We start from the raw sequence: 15,761 nt of genomic DNA, 5'->3' as shown, positions 1-15,761 counted from the left end.
ATTTTAACTATTAGATTATTATTGAAAAAAATAAAAATATACTACATAAAGTCTAGTGGAGTTTTTTCACAAGATATGGATAATACAATTCCCATTGCTATTAAATTTACTAATTGGAAAGTTCCACCATAACTTAAAAATGGTAGAGGAATACCGGTTATAGGCATAAGTCCAATAGTCATTCCAATATTTTCAAAAATATGTGCTAAAAACATTGCACATATCCCTATAATTAACATTTGATTAAATTTATTAGCTGTTTTTTTGGAAAGTCTTACAAATCTGTATAACATAATTGTGTATAAACCAATTAAAATTGTTCCTCCAACAAATCCCATTTCTTCAACAAAGACAGGAAATATATAATCTGTTTGTTTTTCTGGAATAAAGTTAAATTGATTTTGGGGACCTTTAAAAAGTCCTCTTCCAATAAATTTTCCGGAACCTGCGGCTATTTTTCCTTGTACTGCTTGATATCCGGTATTTGTTATGTCTCTTTCAGGATTTAAAAAGTTTAAGATTCTATTCTTTTGATAAGGAGACAAGCTAAAATAAAAAACAGGTAAACTTGCAATAGCAGTAATTAATGTATATACTACAAGTCTTAAGCTAATTCCAGCCACAAAAAGCATAGATCCTATTACTAGTATAAATACAAAAGCAGTTCCAAAATCCGGTTGCATAAGGACTAATCCAACTGGAATAAAAGCGAAAATCAAAACTTTAATTAAAGTTTTAGGTTCATTCAATTTTGCACTGTTATTTTCAATAACAGTTGCTAAACAAATAATCATACCAAGTTTTACAAATTCAGATGGTTGAAAAGAAATAGGACCTAATTTTATCCAACTTCTTGCACCAACAGAATCTCCTGTACCAATAATAAGTACCAAAATTAAAAGTGCTATTGAAATTATATAAATAGGTAAATATAGTCTTTTTAAAAATTGTATATTTACCGCAATTAATATAAACATTAAGATAAAACCAAGTATAGTTGCAATAGATTGTGATAGCATAAAGTTTCTCTTTAAACTTAATGTTGCACTATATAAATTTAGCAATCCAATTAGAATTATTAAAACTAAAGAAATAAGAATAAATAAGTCTATTTTATATAAATTTTTATTTTTAAAAAACATTTTAATCACCTCATAATGTATATATTATATTAGAAATTTTTTAAATATGCAAATAAAAATAAAAAAATGTTAACAATTATTTTTGATTGGGTATATAAAAAATATTAATAATTAGGAGAAAATTATGGACTTTGAATATATTAAGGTTATTAAAAGTGATTTGGATGATATTGATGAGGCTGTTTCTTTTGTTTTGGAAAAATTATCAAGTGTTATCAGAGATGAAGAACTGATGTTCAATATCCGAATTGTTATAAATGAAATAGTTATAAATAGTTATGAACATGGTAATAAATGTAATAAAGAAAAAGGTATAAATTTAAAAGTCTGTGTTAATATGGATTGTATACATATAAATGTTAAAGATGAGGGAGACGGAATAAATTATATTTTCAATGAAAATAGAGATATTAATATGACAACTTCAGGACGTGGACTTAGAATTGTTAAACATTTAGTTGATGAATTAGAGATAAATAATAATGAAATTAGTGCAAAAATAAAATGTGAGGGAAATGATTTTTAGAAATCAATTTTATAAATTGGTTTCTTTTTTGTTGAATTTTTTATAAAAAGTGATATAATATAAGCATACACGTTAGTGTAAATAAAAAATGGAGGGTTTAATTATGAGAATGTTACCACAAACAGTTATGAAATTGTTACCAAAAACTAATAGTATTATTGTTATTTTAGCAGTGGTTTTGGTGTTCGGATTCTTTTATTTCGTTCCCGTAGGTCTTTGGGTTACAGCTTTATTCAGTGGAGTTAAGGTTAAGATTTCGAATCTTATAGGAATGAAACTAAGAAGAGTTAGAGCGTCAAAAATTATTTATCCATTGATTAAAGCAACAAAGGCTAATGTTAGAATTAACATTTCAGAATTAGAAGCACATTATTTGGCAGGAGGTAATGTAAATAATGTAGTTGATGCTTTGATTGCAGCTCAAAAGGCAAATATTGAATTGACTTTTGAAATGGCAACAGCAATTGACCTTGCCGGACGTGATGTGTTGGAAGCTGTTCAAGTCAGTGTAAATCCTAAAGTTATCAATACTCCAAAAATAGCAGCAGTTGCTATGAATGGTATTGAAGTGATAGTTATTGCAAAAGTAACAGTTAGAGCCGATATTTCAAGACTTATCGGTGGTGCCGGTGAAGAAACTATCATTGCCAGAGTTGGAGAAGGTATAGTTACTACTGTAGGTAGTGCAGAAAGACATAGTTTAGTGCTTGAAAATCCTGATGCTATTTCAGAAACGGTTTTGGCAAAAGGACTGGATTTAGGAACAGCATTTGAAATTTTATCTATCGATATCGCTGATGTTGATATTGGTAGAAATATAGGAGCACAATTACAAGCAGATCAAGCTGAAGCTGATAAGAAAATAGCACAAGCAAAAGCAGAAGAAAGACGTGCTATGGCAGTTGCGGTTGAACAAGAAAACAAAGCTAAGATTGAAGAAATGAAGGCAAAAGTTGTCGAATCAGAAAGTAAAATTCCACTTGCTATTGCAAAAGCATTTGAAGAAGGAAATATTTCTGTATATGAATACGAAAAGTTAAAGAATTTAAAATCTGATACTAAGATGAGAGAATCACTTTCAGAATAGAGGTGAATTTCTATGAAAAATGAAAAAAGCTTTTTGTCTTTTATTGACGATTTAAAATCTGAGATTAATAATATAAAAGCTCAAATTGATGAAGTAGGAAACGATAAACATCAGAATAATACTGTAAAAACTTCAAATAAGTCTAAGACTAAAAAAAATAAGAATAATAATAGTTCAAAAAGCAAGACTTATAAGACTAATAATTTTGAAGATTATGAAAGTCCTGAGGGAACAACTATTATGACTTCTAGTATTGAAGGAAATTCTATTGAAAATTTTTCTTATGAAGGTAAGACAGCTATGACAACTTCTATCGAAGGTAAAAGTATTATGAATACTTCTTTTGAAGGAATTGGTCAAATGTACAATTCTCGAAAAACTGAGAGAGTATCACTGAGAAAGGATATTTTAACTTTAGACGATTTGATTGAAAGAAAAACAAAAAAGTTTGTTCTAAAGGGTAAGGAAAGTTTATCGAAAGCTGTACTTTATTCAGAGATTATCGGAAAACCTAAATCATTAAAATAACAACTCACCTTTCAATGACACTTTGTGTTAGGTTAGATATCTGGAGTTTGTTATTTAACAATAATTTAAAAGGAGACCATTTAAGGTCTCCTTTTTAATCAATCTTTTCTAGTGTAATATAATCAACTCCTGAAATTATAAATTTCATTCCGACTTCCAATCTTATTTCGTGCGATTCTTTTAATTTTATAACTTTCACTTCATTGTTTTTTGAAATTGTTTTTATAATAGTATCTTTCGTTGTATTTGACAGTTTATAATTACCATGTTTAATATCAGTATCTACATCGAAAATTCCACTTGGAAAATTTTTAAATTTATTGTACTGTATGTTATCTTTGAATATAATTCCTATTATATCACCATTAAATTCTACACTTGAATTATCTAATATTTTGATTCTAATATATCTTGGTTTTTCATTTTCTTTTAAAACTTCATCAGAAATTGTTCTATTATTTACTATATACCTAAAATTACCTTTTCCAGTAAGTTTTATTAAATAGTTGTCGTAAGGAAAATCTTTTTTATTTAATTCTGTTTTTGAATTTTGATTAAGTAGTTTTTCTTCAACTTTAACATCAATAGAAGATTCATTTTTAAAATTTATATATTTTTTACCATAAAAATTTTCAATTTCTTGAAGTTTTTCCAATATTTTTGTTTCAAATGCTATATCATTAGATGATTCATTTTTAAATTTATTATATTTTTCTAATATTTTATTAAATAATTTTTTGTCTTCATCTGAAAAATCACCATAGGGTTTTTCCAATACGGTTAATTCTTCTGTATTTAGAGAAAATTGTGATGTTGAATTTTTTATTTCATTATTTACTTTATCAACATTTTTAGTCCCTGTCTTACTGCAAGATGTTAGTAAAAAAGCAGAAAATAAAATCAAAATGTATCTTCTTTTTATATAAAACATATTTAAACTCCTTATTTAGTAAGTATTTATATAAATATTATACTACATTTTTATAATATTTCAAAATGAACTATTAATTTTTTAATTTCTCATAGTTACATTAATTAGACAATTATGGTATAATTACTTTAGCTTTACGCCAAGTGGCAAAGATAAAGTAATTTCACCATAATAACAATAGTTAAGGTATAAAAAAGAAATTAAGGTATAATTACTTTAGCTTTACGCCAAGTGGTAAAGATAAAGTAATTTCACCATAATAACATTAATCTTAGCAATAAAAAAGAAATTATGGTATAATATCTATAGTTTTACGACCTATTGTAAAGCTATAAATGTTTCATTATAATAATTTTGATTTAATAATCAAAATGGAATTATAATATAATTAGTTGTATAACAATTTTTTAAGAAAATATAAAATAAAGGAGAAAATATGTATAATCTAGGAGAATTTCAAAAATTGATTATAAAACGCTTTAAAAATAATGGTGCTTATATCGGTATAAAAGATGTGAAAAATGAAAAACTTGATATATTATTGCCAAAAAAAGAAGTTTTAGAAACAGATAAAATAGGCGATGAACTTGAAGTTTTCATTTACAAAGATAATCAAGCTAGATTTGTTGCTACAAGGAAAATTCCAAAAATTTCTATGGGAAGGCTTGAAACATTAGAAGTAATGGATATTTCAAAAATTGGTGCTTTTTTAGATTGGGGACTTGAAAAAGAATTATTTTTACCTTTCAAAGAACAATCTATGAAACTTGAAAAGGGAAGAAAATATTTAGTTGCTTTATATATAGACAAGTCTGAGAGACTTTGTGCAACAATGAAAATAAGAGATTATTTAACTTCTGATTCACCTTACAAAGAAGGTGACTGGGTTGAAGGAATTATCTATTCAATTCATAAAGATTATGGTGCTTTTGTTGCTGTAGATAAAAAATATGATGCAATGATTGAGAATAAAGATATTGTTGGAGTTTTAGAAATTGGAGAGCCGATTAATTTTAGAATTTCAAAGGTAAAAAAAGATGGACGTTTAAATTTAGTTTTGAAAAACTTATCTCATATTGAAATAAATGATAATGCTGATATTCTTTTTGATATTATTAAAGTTAGAGGTGGATTTTTAGACTTGAATGATAAAAGTGATCCTGACAGAATTAAGGATATTTGTGGTATGAGCAAGTCATCTTTTAAAAAGGCTGTGGGAAGACTTTTAAAGACTAAAAAAATTAAATTTGAAGGAAATGGAATCAAATTAATTTAAGGAGGAATTTTTTATGGAAAGCAAAGTAATGGCGATTGTAAATGGAGTGGAAATTTTAGAAAGTGATGTTGACAGATTTATAGAATTAATGGGAAACAGAGCATTACCTTATAAAAATCCTGAAGGAAAAAAACAATTATGTGAAGAATTAGTAAAACAAGAACTTATAATTCAAGATTGTTATAATAGAAAGTTAGATGAAAGTGAAGCTTTTGTTAAAGAGATTAATGAAATTAAACGTTCTATTTTAGCAAAACATTTCTTAAATGAATTATTTGATAATATTCATGCCAGTGATGAAGAAATAAAAAAATATTATGAAGAAAATAAAAATTTATTTATGAGTAAATATACTTTTAATGCCAAACATATTTTAGTAGAGAGTGAAGACAAAGCGAAAGAATTAAAAGCACTTTGTGAAAATGGAGAAAAATTTGAAAACTTAGCAAAAGAACATTCTATGTGTCCTTCTAAAGAGGTAGGTGGAGATTTAGGAGAATTTACTCAAGGTCAAATGGTTTTAGAATTTGAAAATGCATGTATAGATGCTGAAGTAGGGAAAGTTACTAACCCGGTTAAAACACAATTTGGATATCATTTAATAAAATTAGAATCAAAAAGAAATCCTGAACAATTAGCTTTAGAATCAGTTAAGGATGAAATTGAGAAAAATATAATAAAAGCTAAAGAACAAGTAGCCTATGTAAAAAAAATGGATGCATTGATGAAAGATAGTAAAATAGAAAGAAAATACTAATATGTATTTTATAGGTGGAATATTAAGTTTTTTTGTTTTTTTATTTGTTTCATCAATCGATATTAAACTTTTAAATAAAAAGGATGTTATAAAGGTATCAATTTCTTATTTAAAAAGATATTATAATATATTAAATTTTATAATTATATTTCTTGTAAATTTATACTTTATATACTTGTTTTTAAATAATGACATATTATATATGATAAATTTACTTTGTTTTTTATGTATATATATTTGTGCATTTACTGATATGATTTGTAAAAATATTTTTTTAAATATAATTATGATATTTGCTTTACCTATTTTATTATTAAATATCTATGGAAATTATTCTGTTATTTCTTTTTGGGGATTGATTTCTGGAATGATTTTATTTGGGAGTATATATGGTATTTCTAAATTAATTTATGGAACGGAAGTTTTTGGAACGGGAGATATTTATGTGCTATCTTTTATTGGTTTTTCATCAGATTGGTACACAGTTATTTATATAGGGTTATTTACTTTTATAGTTGCAGGAATTTTTTATTTAGTAAAAATTTTAATAGTTAGAAATTTAAAAAAATTGAAACATTATGAAATACCATTGGTTCCATTTATATTAATAAGTTATTTAATTATAATTTATTTTTAAAATCAACTCAAAATTCAATATTTTAAGTTGATTTTTGTATGCAAATATGATATTATTATTAGCAGGTTAATTAAGATATACGGAGGTGTGTTATGCAAGTTTTAATGGAAATAATTTTATTTATTACTAGTATTGTAATAATAGTTGCTGTTCTTATGCAAGAATCTAAGTCAGATGGTGTTGCATCTTTGACTGCAGAAACTAATATTTCAGGAAAAGGTGGAAAAAAATCTAGAGACGCTGTTTTAAGTCAAATTACTATTATAGCATCAGTTGTGTTTTTTATAGTAGCTATTGCTATGGCTGCGATTAAATAAAAAATTTTAGGAGGAAAAAATGGATACTAATTTAATTTTTTATAGTGCAATTGCCGTAGGTGCTATTGCACTTGTATTTGCTTATATTAAATATTTAAGCATTACAAAAATTGAACCTGGTAATGAAAGAATGAAACAAATTTCAGGTTATATTGAAGAAGGTGCAATGGCTTTCTTAGTTCGTGAATATAAATATTTAGTTATATTCGTTATTGTTGTAGCAATTATTTTGGGGGTTGCCATTAATCTACTTACTGCAGTTTGCTTCTTAGCCGGTTCAATTTGTTCAATTTTAGCAGGTTTTTTTGGAATGAAAGCTGCTACAAAAGCAAATGTTAGAACTGCAAATGCCGCCAAAGAATATGGAATGGGGAAAGCACTTCAAACTGCCTTTTCAGGTGGAGCTGTAATGGGTCTTTCTGTAGTTGGATTAGGTATTTTAGGAATGACAGTTTGCTACTTTTTAGTTGGAGATGTTAATATTGTTACAGGATTCAGTTTTGGAGCATCATCTATTGCCTTATTCGGAAGAGTTGGTGGTGGTATCTATACAAAAGCTGCTGACGTTGGTGCTGACCTTGTAGGTAAGGTTGAAGCAGGAATTCCTGAAGATGATCCTAGAAACCCTGCAGTTATTGCTGATAATGTTGGTGATAACGTAGGAGACGTAGCTGGTATGGGTGCTGACCTTTTTGAATCATATGTAGGGTCTATTTTATCTGGTATCACACTTGGTTCAATTGCTTTTGGTAAAGAAGGTATTATATTTGCTTTAGCACTTGCTGCAGCTGGTATTTTAGCATCATTAGTTGGATTGTTCTGTGTAAGAGGAGATAAAGATCCACAAAAATCATTAAATATGGGAACTATTGTAAGTTCAATTTTAACTATTATAGTAACTTACTTTTTAAGTAATAAAATTTTAGGAAATAATTCTGCATTTGTTTCATCAGTTGCAGGTATTTTAGTTGGTTTGATTATTTCACAATTTACTGAATATTATACTTCAGGAGATAAAAAACCAGTTCAACATATAGCAGAAGAATCAGAAACTGGTTCATCAACAAATATCATTTCCGGTTTAGCTGTTGGAATGAAATCAACAGCTGGTCCAATTATAGTAATAGCTATAGGTATTTTAGTATCTTATATGGCTTCAAATGGATTTTCAAATGCTGGTCAAGGATTATATGGTATTTCTGTAGCAGCTATTGGTATGCTTTCTACATGTGGTATGACAATCGCAGTAGATGCTTATGGCCCAATTGCTGATAATGCAGGTGGTATTGCAGAAATGTGTGAATTACCTCATGAAGTTAGAAATATTACTGACAAACTGGATTCAGTTGGAAATACAACAGCAGCTATTGGTAAAGGATTTGCTATTGGTTCTGCAGCTTTAACTGCATTGGCATTATTTGCTTCATATACTCAAGCTGTAAAATTAACTTCAATAGATGTTACAAAACCTCAAGTAGTAGCAGGTATGTTTATCGGTGGTATGTTACCGTTCTTATTCTCAGCATTAACTATGGAAGCTGTAGGAAATGCTGCTAATGAAATGATTCAAGAAGTTAGAAGACAATTTAAAACAATTCCTGGAATTATGGAAGGAACTGGAACACCTGACTATAGAAAATGTGTTGATATTTCTACTATGGCAGCTTTAAAACAAATGGTTATTCCTGGATTATTAGCTGTAGTTGTTCCTGTGCTAGTTGGTCTTTTAATCGGAGCAGAAGCTCTTGGTGGATTATTGGCAGGTTCATTAGTAACAGGTGTTTTAATGGCTATATTTATGTCAAATGCTGGTGGTGCTTGGGATAATGCTAAAAAGTATATAGAAGAAGGACATCATGGCGGAAAAGGTTCAGAACCACACAAAGCAGCAGTTGTTGGAGATACTGTAGGTGATCCTTTCAAGGATACTTCAGGACCATCATTAAACATTTTAATTAAGTTAATGACAGTTGTAGCATTAGTATTTGCTCAAGTTATTCTAAATTATGGTGGAATGTTATTAAAATAAATTTAATATATTACTTTAATAAAAAGTGTATTTTTATACACTTTTTATTTTTTTAAAAATTTAGATAGATATAATAATTTATATGTAAATTTGCAAAATTTAAATTTTTTTGGTATAATTTTTCTAAATAAATAATTTTTAGGAGGTTATTATGGATAGTGGACCCGAGGTCTATTTTCAAATTATTATTTTAATTTTATTAACTTTAGCTAATGCTTTCTTTGCTGCATCAGAAATGGCAATAGTTTCTATGGATAAAAAGAAGTTATTAGCTTTGTCAGAACAAGGAGATAAGAGGGCTATTAAAGTTGAGAAACTTTTAAAAGAACCTTCAAAGTTTTTATCAACAATTCAGGTTGGTATCACTTTTGCAGGATTTTTTACATCAGCTTCTGCTGCAGTAGGACTTTCAGATAAATTTGGAAGCGTTTTAGAAAGTTTATCAATTCCTTTTGCAAATAGAGTTTCTCTTATTTTAATAACAATAATTTTAGCGTATTTTAGTTTAGTTTTTGGAGAACTTGTACCTAAGAGAATAGCTTTACAAAATGCTGAAAAGTTTGCATTATTTTCAGTTGGAACTATAAATTTAGTTTATAAAGTTATGAGTCCATTTGTTTATTTGCTATCTTTATCTACAAATATCATATTAAAGATTTTTTCAGTTCCTACAACTGGAGTTGAAGCTAAGGTTACTCTTGAGGAAATAAAATCTATTGTAGAAGTAGGTCAAGAACAAGGTATAATTAATCCTACTGAAAGAGAAATGATTGATGGTGTAATTTCTTTTGATGACATTTTAGCAGAAGAAGTAATGACTGCAAGAACTGAAGTATTTATGATTGATATTGATGAACCTGATAAAGATTTTGAAACATTAATGCAAATGAGGTATTCAAGAGTTCCAGTTTATGAGGATGACATTGATAATATAATAGGAATTTTATATATTAAGGACTTTTTCTTAGAGGCATATAAAGTTGGATTTGAAAATGTTAATATACGTTCTATTTTGAGACCTGCATATTTTATTCCAGAAAGAAAGAATATAAATGACTTATTTCTTGAACTTAAAAATTCGAGAAATCAGATGGCTGTATTAATTGACGAATATGGTGGTTTTACAGGGATAGTTACTATGGAAGATTTGATTGAGGAAGTTATGGGAGAAATAGATGATGAGTATGATAAGAAAACTAATCCTGCTATCAAAAAGATAGATGATAGACATTTTATTGCCACAGGTGCTTGTGAAATAGAGGATGTTAATAATGCTTGTAATCTAAAACTTGATGAAAATTCTGAAGATTATGATACATTAGGTGGAATGCTTATGTACCTTTTAGGCTATATTCCAAACGACGGGGAAAAGCTTACTGTTGAAGATAATGGCGTTATTTATAATATTTTATCAATTTATGAACATAGAGTTAAAAAGGTTAGAATAGTTCTTCCTAAAGAAGAAGTTGTAGAAAATGATGAGGACGAAGAAAAAGATTCTGAAAAATAAATTTTGGAATAATACTTCTTGTTTTCATATTATTAATAAATTAGATAAAGGAAAAACCGCTAAGTAAAATTAGCGGTTTTTATTGTAAAAATAACATGGTATTTTTTGCTTTTTAAATTTTATATTATTTAATTAGAATAATTATGTAAAAGGCTTTTAAATAGTTATTCTATTCCTAATTTTTCAATTGTTTGAACAAGAATATTAGAGTCAACATACCTAAAATCTCTAAGAACTCTATCAATCCATAGAGGTGTTTTCATATTATTTTGGAATTTTTTATAAGTTTCTATTGCTTCATCAATTATTATTATTCCTTTAATATCTAATTCTTTTGATTTCGTTATTAAAATAGATCTATAAGGTGTCTCGTTAGGTTTTATACTTCCACAAAGAGGGTGAGTAGAAAGTTCATAACCATCTTGAAGTTTTTTCTTAACTATATCCAAAATATCTCCATATGTATATTTCTCGTCAAATATTATGTCTAAATCTTTCTTATTTTTTACTTTTTCATATAAGTCAATATTATTGGTTATTAATGTAAATTTCATATCATTTCTCCCTTCATACTATAAGATTGTAACATAAAATAATAAAAATATAAAGTGATTAACAAAAATATATTTAAAAATTATTAAAAATATGGTAAAATCAATAAAGAGGTGATAATTTTGGCTAATGATTTTGTACATTTAAATGTTCATACTGAATATAGTCTGTTGAACAATTATAATCCTATGGGGAAATTAATAGAAAAAGCAAAAGAATTAAATTTTAAAGCTATGGCTATTACAGATTATAATAATATGTATGGTGTTATTGATTTTTATAAAAAATGTAAGAAAAATTCAATAAAACCAATTATTGGTTGTGAGTTAACTTTGTTATACCCGAATAACGAATTTTATAATATAATTTTATTGGCTAAAAACAATCTCGGTTATAAAAACTTATGTAAATTAGTTTCTAATTTATATGTTATTGAAAATAGGACTGGTGAATTTATTACTTTTGATGAACTTGAAAAATATTCTAAAAATTTAATTTTAATAGTTGGTTCAAAGAGAAGTTTTATTCGAAAATGTTTGTATAAAGATGATATTCAAAGTGCAAAAAATGAAATATTAAATTTTAAAAGTTTGTTTAATAAAGAAGATTTATTCTTGGAATTAAATTTTCATTTTGAAGAAAAAGATGAATTGATGATAAATAAGTATTTGGAATTTGCAAATGAAGTTAATGTAAAAACTGTTGTAACTAATGACGTCCATTACTTAGAAAATACAGATTTTAACTTATTTAATATTGCAAGATGTATATCTAAAGGAGTTTTACTGTCTGAATTAAAGGAAGATAATTTTACTAAATCAGAATATTATTTAAAGAGTGAAGAAGAAATGTTAAAAATATTTTCTTCGCTTAAAGATTCAATATATAATACAAAAATGATTGCTCAAAGATGTAATGTAGAATTTGATTTTTCAACATATCATTTGCCTGAATATAAGGTTCCTGATGGTGTAAGTACAAAGGAAGACTATTTGCATAGTTTAATTATTGAAGGCATGAAAAATAGATATGAAAATATTACTGATGAAATCAAAAAAAGAGTTAATTATGAGTTTTCAATTATAAATAAAATGGGATTTACAGATTACTTCCTTATTGTTTGGGATTTTGTAAATTTTGCTAAGAAAAATAAAATTCCTGTAGGACCGGGGAGAGGGTCCGGAGCCAATTCAATTGTCGCATATTGTTTAGAAATTACTGATATAGATCCAATAGAGTATGATTTGATATTTGAAAGATTTTTAAATCCTGAAAGAATATCTATGCCTGATTTTGATATAGATTTTTGTAATGAAAGACGTGAAGAAGTTATTGATTATGTAATAAAAAAATATGGAAAAAATCATGTTTCTCAAATTGTAACTTTTGGAACTATGAAACCCCGAGCTGCAGTTAGAGATATTGGTAGAGTTTTAGGATATAAGTTATCAACTGTTGATAAAGTAGCAAAACTAATTCCAAATAATTTGGATGTTACTTTTAAAAATGCATTAAGAGATAGTTTAGAATTAAAAAAATTATATGATGAAGATATAAATATAAAAAAACTTATTAACACTTCTGAAAAATTTGAAAAATTTCATAGACATATATCAATTCATGCTGCAGGTATTGTTATAACTAAGGAAGAACTTACAGAATATATTCCACTTTCAAAAAGTGGAGAAAATATTGTAACACAATTTAATATGATAGAATTAGAGGAATTAGGTCTTTTAAAGATGGACTTTTTAGGACTTAGAACTCTTACAGTAATTGATGATACTATAAAACTTGTTAAAGAAAAATATAATAAAGATATCGATATAGAAAAAATCTCATTAGATGATAAAAATGTTTTAAATTTATTTAAAACTGCAGAAACAATTGGAGTTTTCCAATTTGAAAGTACAGGTATGAGGTTGTTTTTAAAAGATTTAAAAGCAGATAATTTTAATGAGTTAGTTGCAGCAAATTCTCTATTTAGACCAGGACCAATGAATCAAATACCTAATTATATAAAAAATAAAAGAAATCCTAATGGTATTAGATATTTAGATAAGCGTTTAGAAAAGTATTTAAAATCTACTTATGGAATTATTGTATATCAAGAACAGGTTATGCAGATTGCTAGAGAGCTTGCAGGATATTCTTGGGGACAGGCGGATAATTTAAGAAAAGCCATCGGGAAAAAACATATGGATATTATGGAATATAATCGAAAGATTTTTATTTATGGCTTGGATAATTTAGATGGTAGTATAAAAATTAAAGGTTGTGTTAGAAATGGAGTGGATGAGAAACTTGCACAAAATATTTTTGATTTAATTGTGGAATTTGGAAATTATGCATTTAATAAATCACATAGTGCTTGTTATTCATTAAATGCTTATAGAACTGCATATTTAAAATATTATTATCCACTTGAATATATGGTTTGCCTTTTAAATTCTGTTATTAATTATGAAAGACAATTTTTTCAATATTTTCAAGAAATTAAAAAGATGGGTATAAAGATTTTACTTCCAAGTGTAAACTTTAGTTTTTATAAAATTAGTACAGAAAAAAATTTTATGAGAATAGGTTTTTCACAGATAAAAGGATTTAACAGACTTTTAGCTAAAGATATAATTGAAGAAAGAAAGAATGGGAAATTTAAAAATTTCAAAGAATTCTTAGAAAAATTAAAAGATTCAAAGAATATTAATTTGACATCTATTGAGAATTTAATAAAGTCGGGGGCTTTTGATGAAATAGAAGAAAGCAGAATAGAAATTTTGAATTCTTTTGAAACTTTATTTACACAAATAGTTTCAAAAAGTAAAAATGAATTATCGGGACAGCTTTCTTTAATCAGTTCGGATTTTATGCAAGAAAAATTTGTTAAGTCTGAAAAATTTTCAAAGGACGATATTCTTGAATTTGAAAAAGAAGTTTTAGGATTTTATATTTCTTCACATCCATTAGATGATTATAAAGAATATATAAAATCTAAAAAAACTATGAAGTTGATTGATTTAAAAGTTTTAGACAAAGGTATCTATAAAGTAATAGTTTATGTAAATTCTGTAAAAACAAGAAGAAATAAAAAAAATAAAATGTTAAAAACTGTAAATGTTGAAGACTTTTCAAGTAGTATTGAACTCTTAGATGTAATGGATTTAGATATTCATAAAGGGAAAATTTATGAAATATCAGTTAAAGTAGCTGTTAATTCATTTGGAAATACTAATTATACTATAATTGATGCTAAGGAAATTGAAGAAATTTATAGTAAGAAACTATATATAAAATTAGAAAATTTTGATAATAATATTAAGAAAAAACTTGGAGAATTTTCAGAAAAATATGGTGGAGAAAATCAAGTAATTTTGTATATTTTATCTAACAATAAAACTTTAAGATTAGAAAATAAATTTGATTTAAAAAATGAAAATTTACTTATTGAATTAGAAAATAATTTTGGAAAAGATTGTTTTCGTATAAACTAATGGAGGTATATTTTGAAAAAAATTGCTATTCTTACGAGTGGAGGTGATTCTCCAGGAATGAATCCTGTAATAAGAGCAGTTGTAAGAACATGTATTTATCATAATATTAGAATTTATGGTGTAAAATTTGGATATGATGGTCTTATTAAAGGGGATATTTTTGAAATGAATGTATCCAGTGTTGCTGATATAATTCAAAAAGGGGGAACTATATTAGGTAGTGCAAGAAGTAAAGAATTTATGACTATAGAAGGTCAGGAGAAGGCAGTTAAAAATTTAGAGAAATACGGTATAGAAGGTCTTGTAGTTTTAGGAGGGGATGGTACTTTTAGAGGAGCTAATGTACTAAGTAAATATGGAATAAAGACGATAGCTATACCTTGTACGATTGATAATGATATGGGATATACTGACTATACGGTAGGATTTTTTACTTCTGTAAATACAGTTATAGATGCTATATCAAAACTTCGTGATACTTCATCTTCACACGGAAGAGCTAATATATTAGAAGTTATGGGACGAAAATGTGGAGATATTGCTTTAAATTCCGGGCTTGCCGGAGGAGCAGAAAGTATAATAGTTCCGGAAGTTGACTTTGATATAGATAAAGTTTGTAATAAGATAATTCGTGGTAGAAAAAGAGGAAAGTTACATCATATAATAGTTTTAACAGAAGGTATTTTAAGCCCTTATGAGCTTAAGAGACAAATTCAGGAAAAGGCGAATATAGATACAAGAGTAACTGTTCTTGGACATATTCAAAGAGGAGGTACTCCAAGTTCATTTGACAGAATAATTGCTAGTCAAATGGGAAGTATGGCTGTTAAATTATTATTAAAAGATAAGACAAATTTAGCTTTAGCATTTAGGAATAATAGTATTGAATATATTTCTATTGAAGATGCTGTTTCATCCCAAAAAATATTTAATAAAGATTTATATGATATAGTAGATGAATTATCTATTTAGGAGAGA

At 26.7% G+C, this 15,761-nt stretch carries 14 protein-coding genes; 11 read left to right on the top strand and 3 right to left on the bottom strand.

What is annotated here, in order from left to right; genetic code table 11:
• Positions 1–41: 41 nt before the first annotated feature.
• The gene (rodA, locus tag ACMX2D_RS02600) at positions 42–1,142 is read right to left on the bottom strand and encodes a rod shape-determining protein RodA (protein ID WP_414970684.1); all 1,101 of its coding nucleotides are present in this window, start codon (positions 1,140–1,142) and stop codon (positions 42–44) included.
• Positions 1,143–1,266: 124 nt separating this feature from the next.
• Here rodA and ACMX2D_RS02595 point away from each other — a divergent pair, with 124 nt between their 5' ends.
• The 3 genes from ACMX2D_RS02595 to ACMX2D_RS02585 all read left to right on the top strand — a co-directional run bounded on the left by ACMX2D_RS02595 (position 1,267) and on the right by ACMX2D_RS02585 (position 3,283).
• The gene (locus tag ACMX2D_RS02595; RefSeq protein ID WP_009448570.1) at positions 1,267–1,668 is read left to right on the top strand and encodes an ATP-binding protein; all 402 of its coding nucleotides are present in this window, start codon (positions 1,267–1,269) and stop codon (positions 1,666–1,668) included.
• Positions 1,669–1,771: 103 nt separating this feature from the next.
• On the top strand, positions 1,772–2,755 hold the full coding sequence (gene floA, locus ACMX2D_RS02590; protein WP_009448555.1) for a flotillin-like protein FloA: 984 nt from the start codon (positions 1,772–1,774) through the stop codon (positions 2,753–2,755).
• A 12-nt stretch (positions 2,756–2,767) separates the two neighbouring features.
• Complete coding sequence (locus tag ACMX2D_RS02585) at positions 2,768–3,283, top strand: hypothetical protein (RefSeq protein ID WP_414970686.1); 516 nt, start codon at positions 2,768–2,770, stop codon at positions 3,281–3,283.
• A 94-nt stretch (positions 3,284–3,377) separates the two neighbouring features.
• On the opposite strand, the gene ACMX2D_RS02580 is transcribed toward ACMX2D_RS02585, so the two are convergent.
• Complete coding sequence (locus ACMX2D_RS02580) at positions 3,378–4,214, bottom strand: hypothetical protein (protein ID WP_009448940.1); 837 nt, start codon at positions 4,212–4,214, stop codon at positions 3,378–3,380.
• 436 nt (positions 4,215–4,650) lie between these two features.
• Here ACMX2D_RS02580 and ACMX2D_RS02575 point away from each other — a divergent pair, with 436 nt between their 5' ends.
• From ACMX2D_RS02575 to ACMX2D_RS02550, 6 genes are all read left to right on the top strand, one after another.
• Positions 4,651–5,490, top strand: coding sequence for a CvfB family protein (locus ACMX2D_RS02575; protein ID WP_009448810.1), 840 nt, complete (start codon positions 4,651–4,653; stop codon positions 5,488–5,490).
• A 13-nt stretch (positions 5,491–5,503) separates the two neighbouring features.
• Complete coding sequence (locus ACMX2D_RS02570) at positions 5,504–6,247, top strand: peptidylprolyl isomerase (protein ID WP_414972589.1); 744 nt, start codon at positions 5,504–5,506, stop codon at positions 6,245–6,247.
• 202 nt (positions 6,248–6,449) lie between these two features.
• The gene (locus ACMX2D_RS02565; RefSeq protein WP_414972588.1) at positions 6,450–6,884 is read left to right on the top strand and encodes a hypothetical protein; all 435 of its coding nucleotides are present in this window, start codon (positions 6,450–6,452) and stop codon (positions 6,882–6,884) included.
• Between the two features lie 92 nt (positions 6,885–6,976).
• Positions 6,977–7,201, top strand: coding sequence for a preprotein translocase subunit SecG (gene secG / locus ACMX2D_RS02560; protein WP_009448672.1), 225 nt, complete (start codon positions 6,977–6,979; stop codon positions 7,199–7,201).
• Between the two features lie 19 nt (positions 7,202–7,220).
• Positions 7,221–9,230 (top strand): sodium-translocating pyrophosphatase, encoded by a 2,010-nt coding sequence (locus tag ACMX2D_RS02555; protein ID WP_009448975.1) that lies wholly within the window; start codon positions 7,221–7,223, stop codon positions 9,228–9,230.
• Positions 9,231–9,381: 151 nt separating this feature from the next.
• Complete coding sequence (locus ACMX2D_RS02550) at positions 9,382–10,740, top strand: hemolysin family protein (RefSeq protein ID WP_009448577.1); 1,359 nt, start codon at positions 9,382–9,384, stop codon at positions 10,738–10,740.
• A 164-nt stretch (positions 10,741–10,904) separates the two neighbouring features.
• Here the strand turns inward: ACMX2D_RS02550 and ACMX2D_RS02545 are convergent, their stop codons facing one another.
• Positions 10,905–11,294 carry a GrdX family protein gene (locus tag ACMX2D_RS02545; RefSeq protein ID WP_414970691.1) on the bottom strand — a complete coding sequence of 130 codons (390 nt, stop codon included), beginning with the start codon at positions 11,292–11,294 and terminating at the stop codon, positions 10,905–10,907.
• Between the two features lie 120 nt (positions 11,295–11,414).
• Between ACMX2D_RS02545 and dnaE the strand changes: the two genes are divergently transcribed.
• Entirely contained in the window at positions 11,415–14,783 is a 3,369-nt protein-coding gene (dnaE, locus tag ACMX2D_RS02540; protein WP_414970692.1) for a DNA polymerase III subunit alpha, read from the top strand.
• Between the two features lie 12 nt (positions 14,784–14,795).
• A complete protein-coding gene (gene pfkA, locus ACMX2D_RS02535; protein WP_414970693.1) occupies positions 14,796–15,755 on the top strand; it encodes a 6-phosphofructokinase in 960 nt (319 codons plus the stop codon).
• Positions 15,756–15,761 lie beyond the last annotated feature (6 nt).

Source organism: Parvimonas oralis, assembly GCF_047608425.1.
GTDB lineage: Bacteria > Bacillota > Clostridia > Tissierellales > Peptoniphilaceae > Parvimonas.
This window is presented reverse-complemented; position numbering and strand designations above follow the sequence as displayed.

Excerpts from the sequence above, each read along its gene's own strand:
- ACMX2D_RS02555 (WP_009448975.1), top strand. The coding sequence starts at position 7,221 with ATGGATACTAATTTAATTTTTTATAGTGCAATTGCCGTAGGTGCTATT.
- ACMX2D_RS02565 (WP_414972588.1), top strand. The coding sequence starts at position 6,450 with ATGATAAATTTACTTTGTTTTTTATGTATATATATTTGTGCATTTACT.
- ACMX2D_RS02550 (WP_009448577.1), top strand. The coding sequence starts at position 9,382 with ATGGATAGTGGACCCGAGGTCTATTTTCAAATTATTATTTTAATTTTA.
- ACMX2D_RS02585 (WP_414970686.1), top strand. The coding sequence starts at position 2,768 with ATGAAAAATGAAAAAAGCTTTTTGTCTTTTATTGACGATTTAAAATCT.
- ACMX2D_RS02575 (WP_009448810.1), top strand. The coding sequence starts at position 4,651 with ATGTATAATCTAGGAGAATTTCAAAAATTGATTATAAAACGCTTTAAA.
- secG (WP_009448672.1), top strand. The coding sequence starts at position 6,977 with ATGCAAGTTTTAATGGAAATAATTTTATTTATTACTAGTATTGTAATA.
- ACMX2D_RS02545 (WP_414970691.1), bottom strand. The coding sequence starts at position 11,294 with ATGAAATTTACATTAATAACCAATAATATTGACTTATATGAAAAAGTA.
- rodA (WP_414970684.1), bottom strand. The coding sequence starts at position 1,142 with ATGTTTTTTAAAAATAAAAATTTATATAAAATAGACTTATTTATTCTT.
- ACMX2D_RS02580 (WP_009448940.1), bottom strand. The coding sequence starts at position 4,214 with ATGTTTTATATAAAAAGAAGATACATTTTGATTTTATTTTCTGCTTTT.
- floA (WP_009448555.1), top strand. The coding sequence starts at position 1,772 with ATGAGAATGTTACCACAAACAGTTATGAAATTGTTACCAAAAACTAAT.
- ACMX2D_RS02570 (WP_414972589.1), top strand. The coding sequence starts at position 5,504 with ATGGAAAGCAAAGTAATGGCGATTGTAAATGGAGTGGAAATTTTAGAA.
- ACMX2D_RS02595 (WP_009448570.1), top strand. The coding sequence starts at position 1,267 with ATGGACTTTGAATATATTAAGGTTATTAAAAGTGATTTGGATGATATT.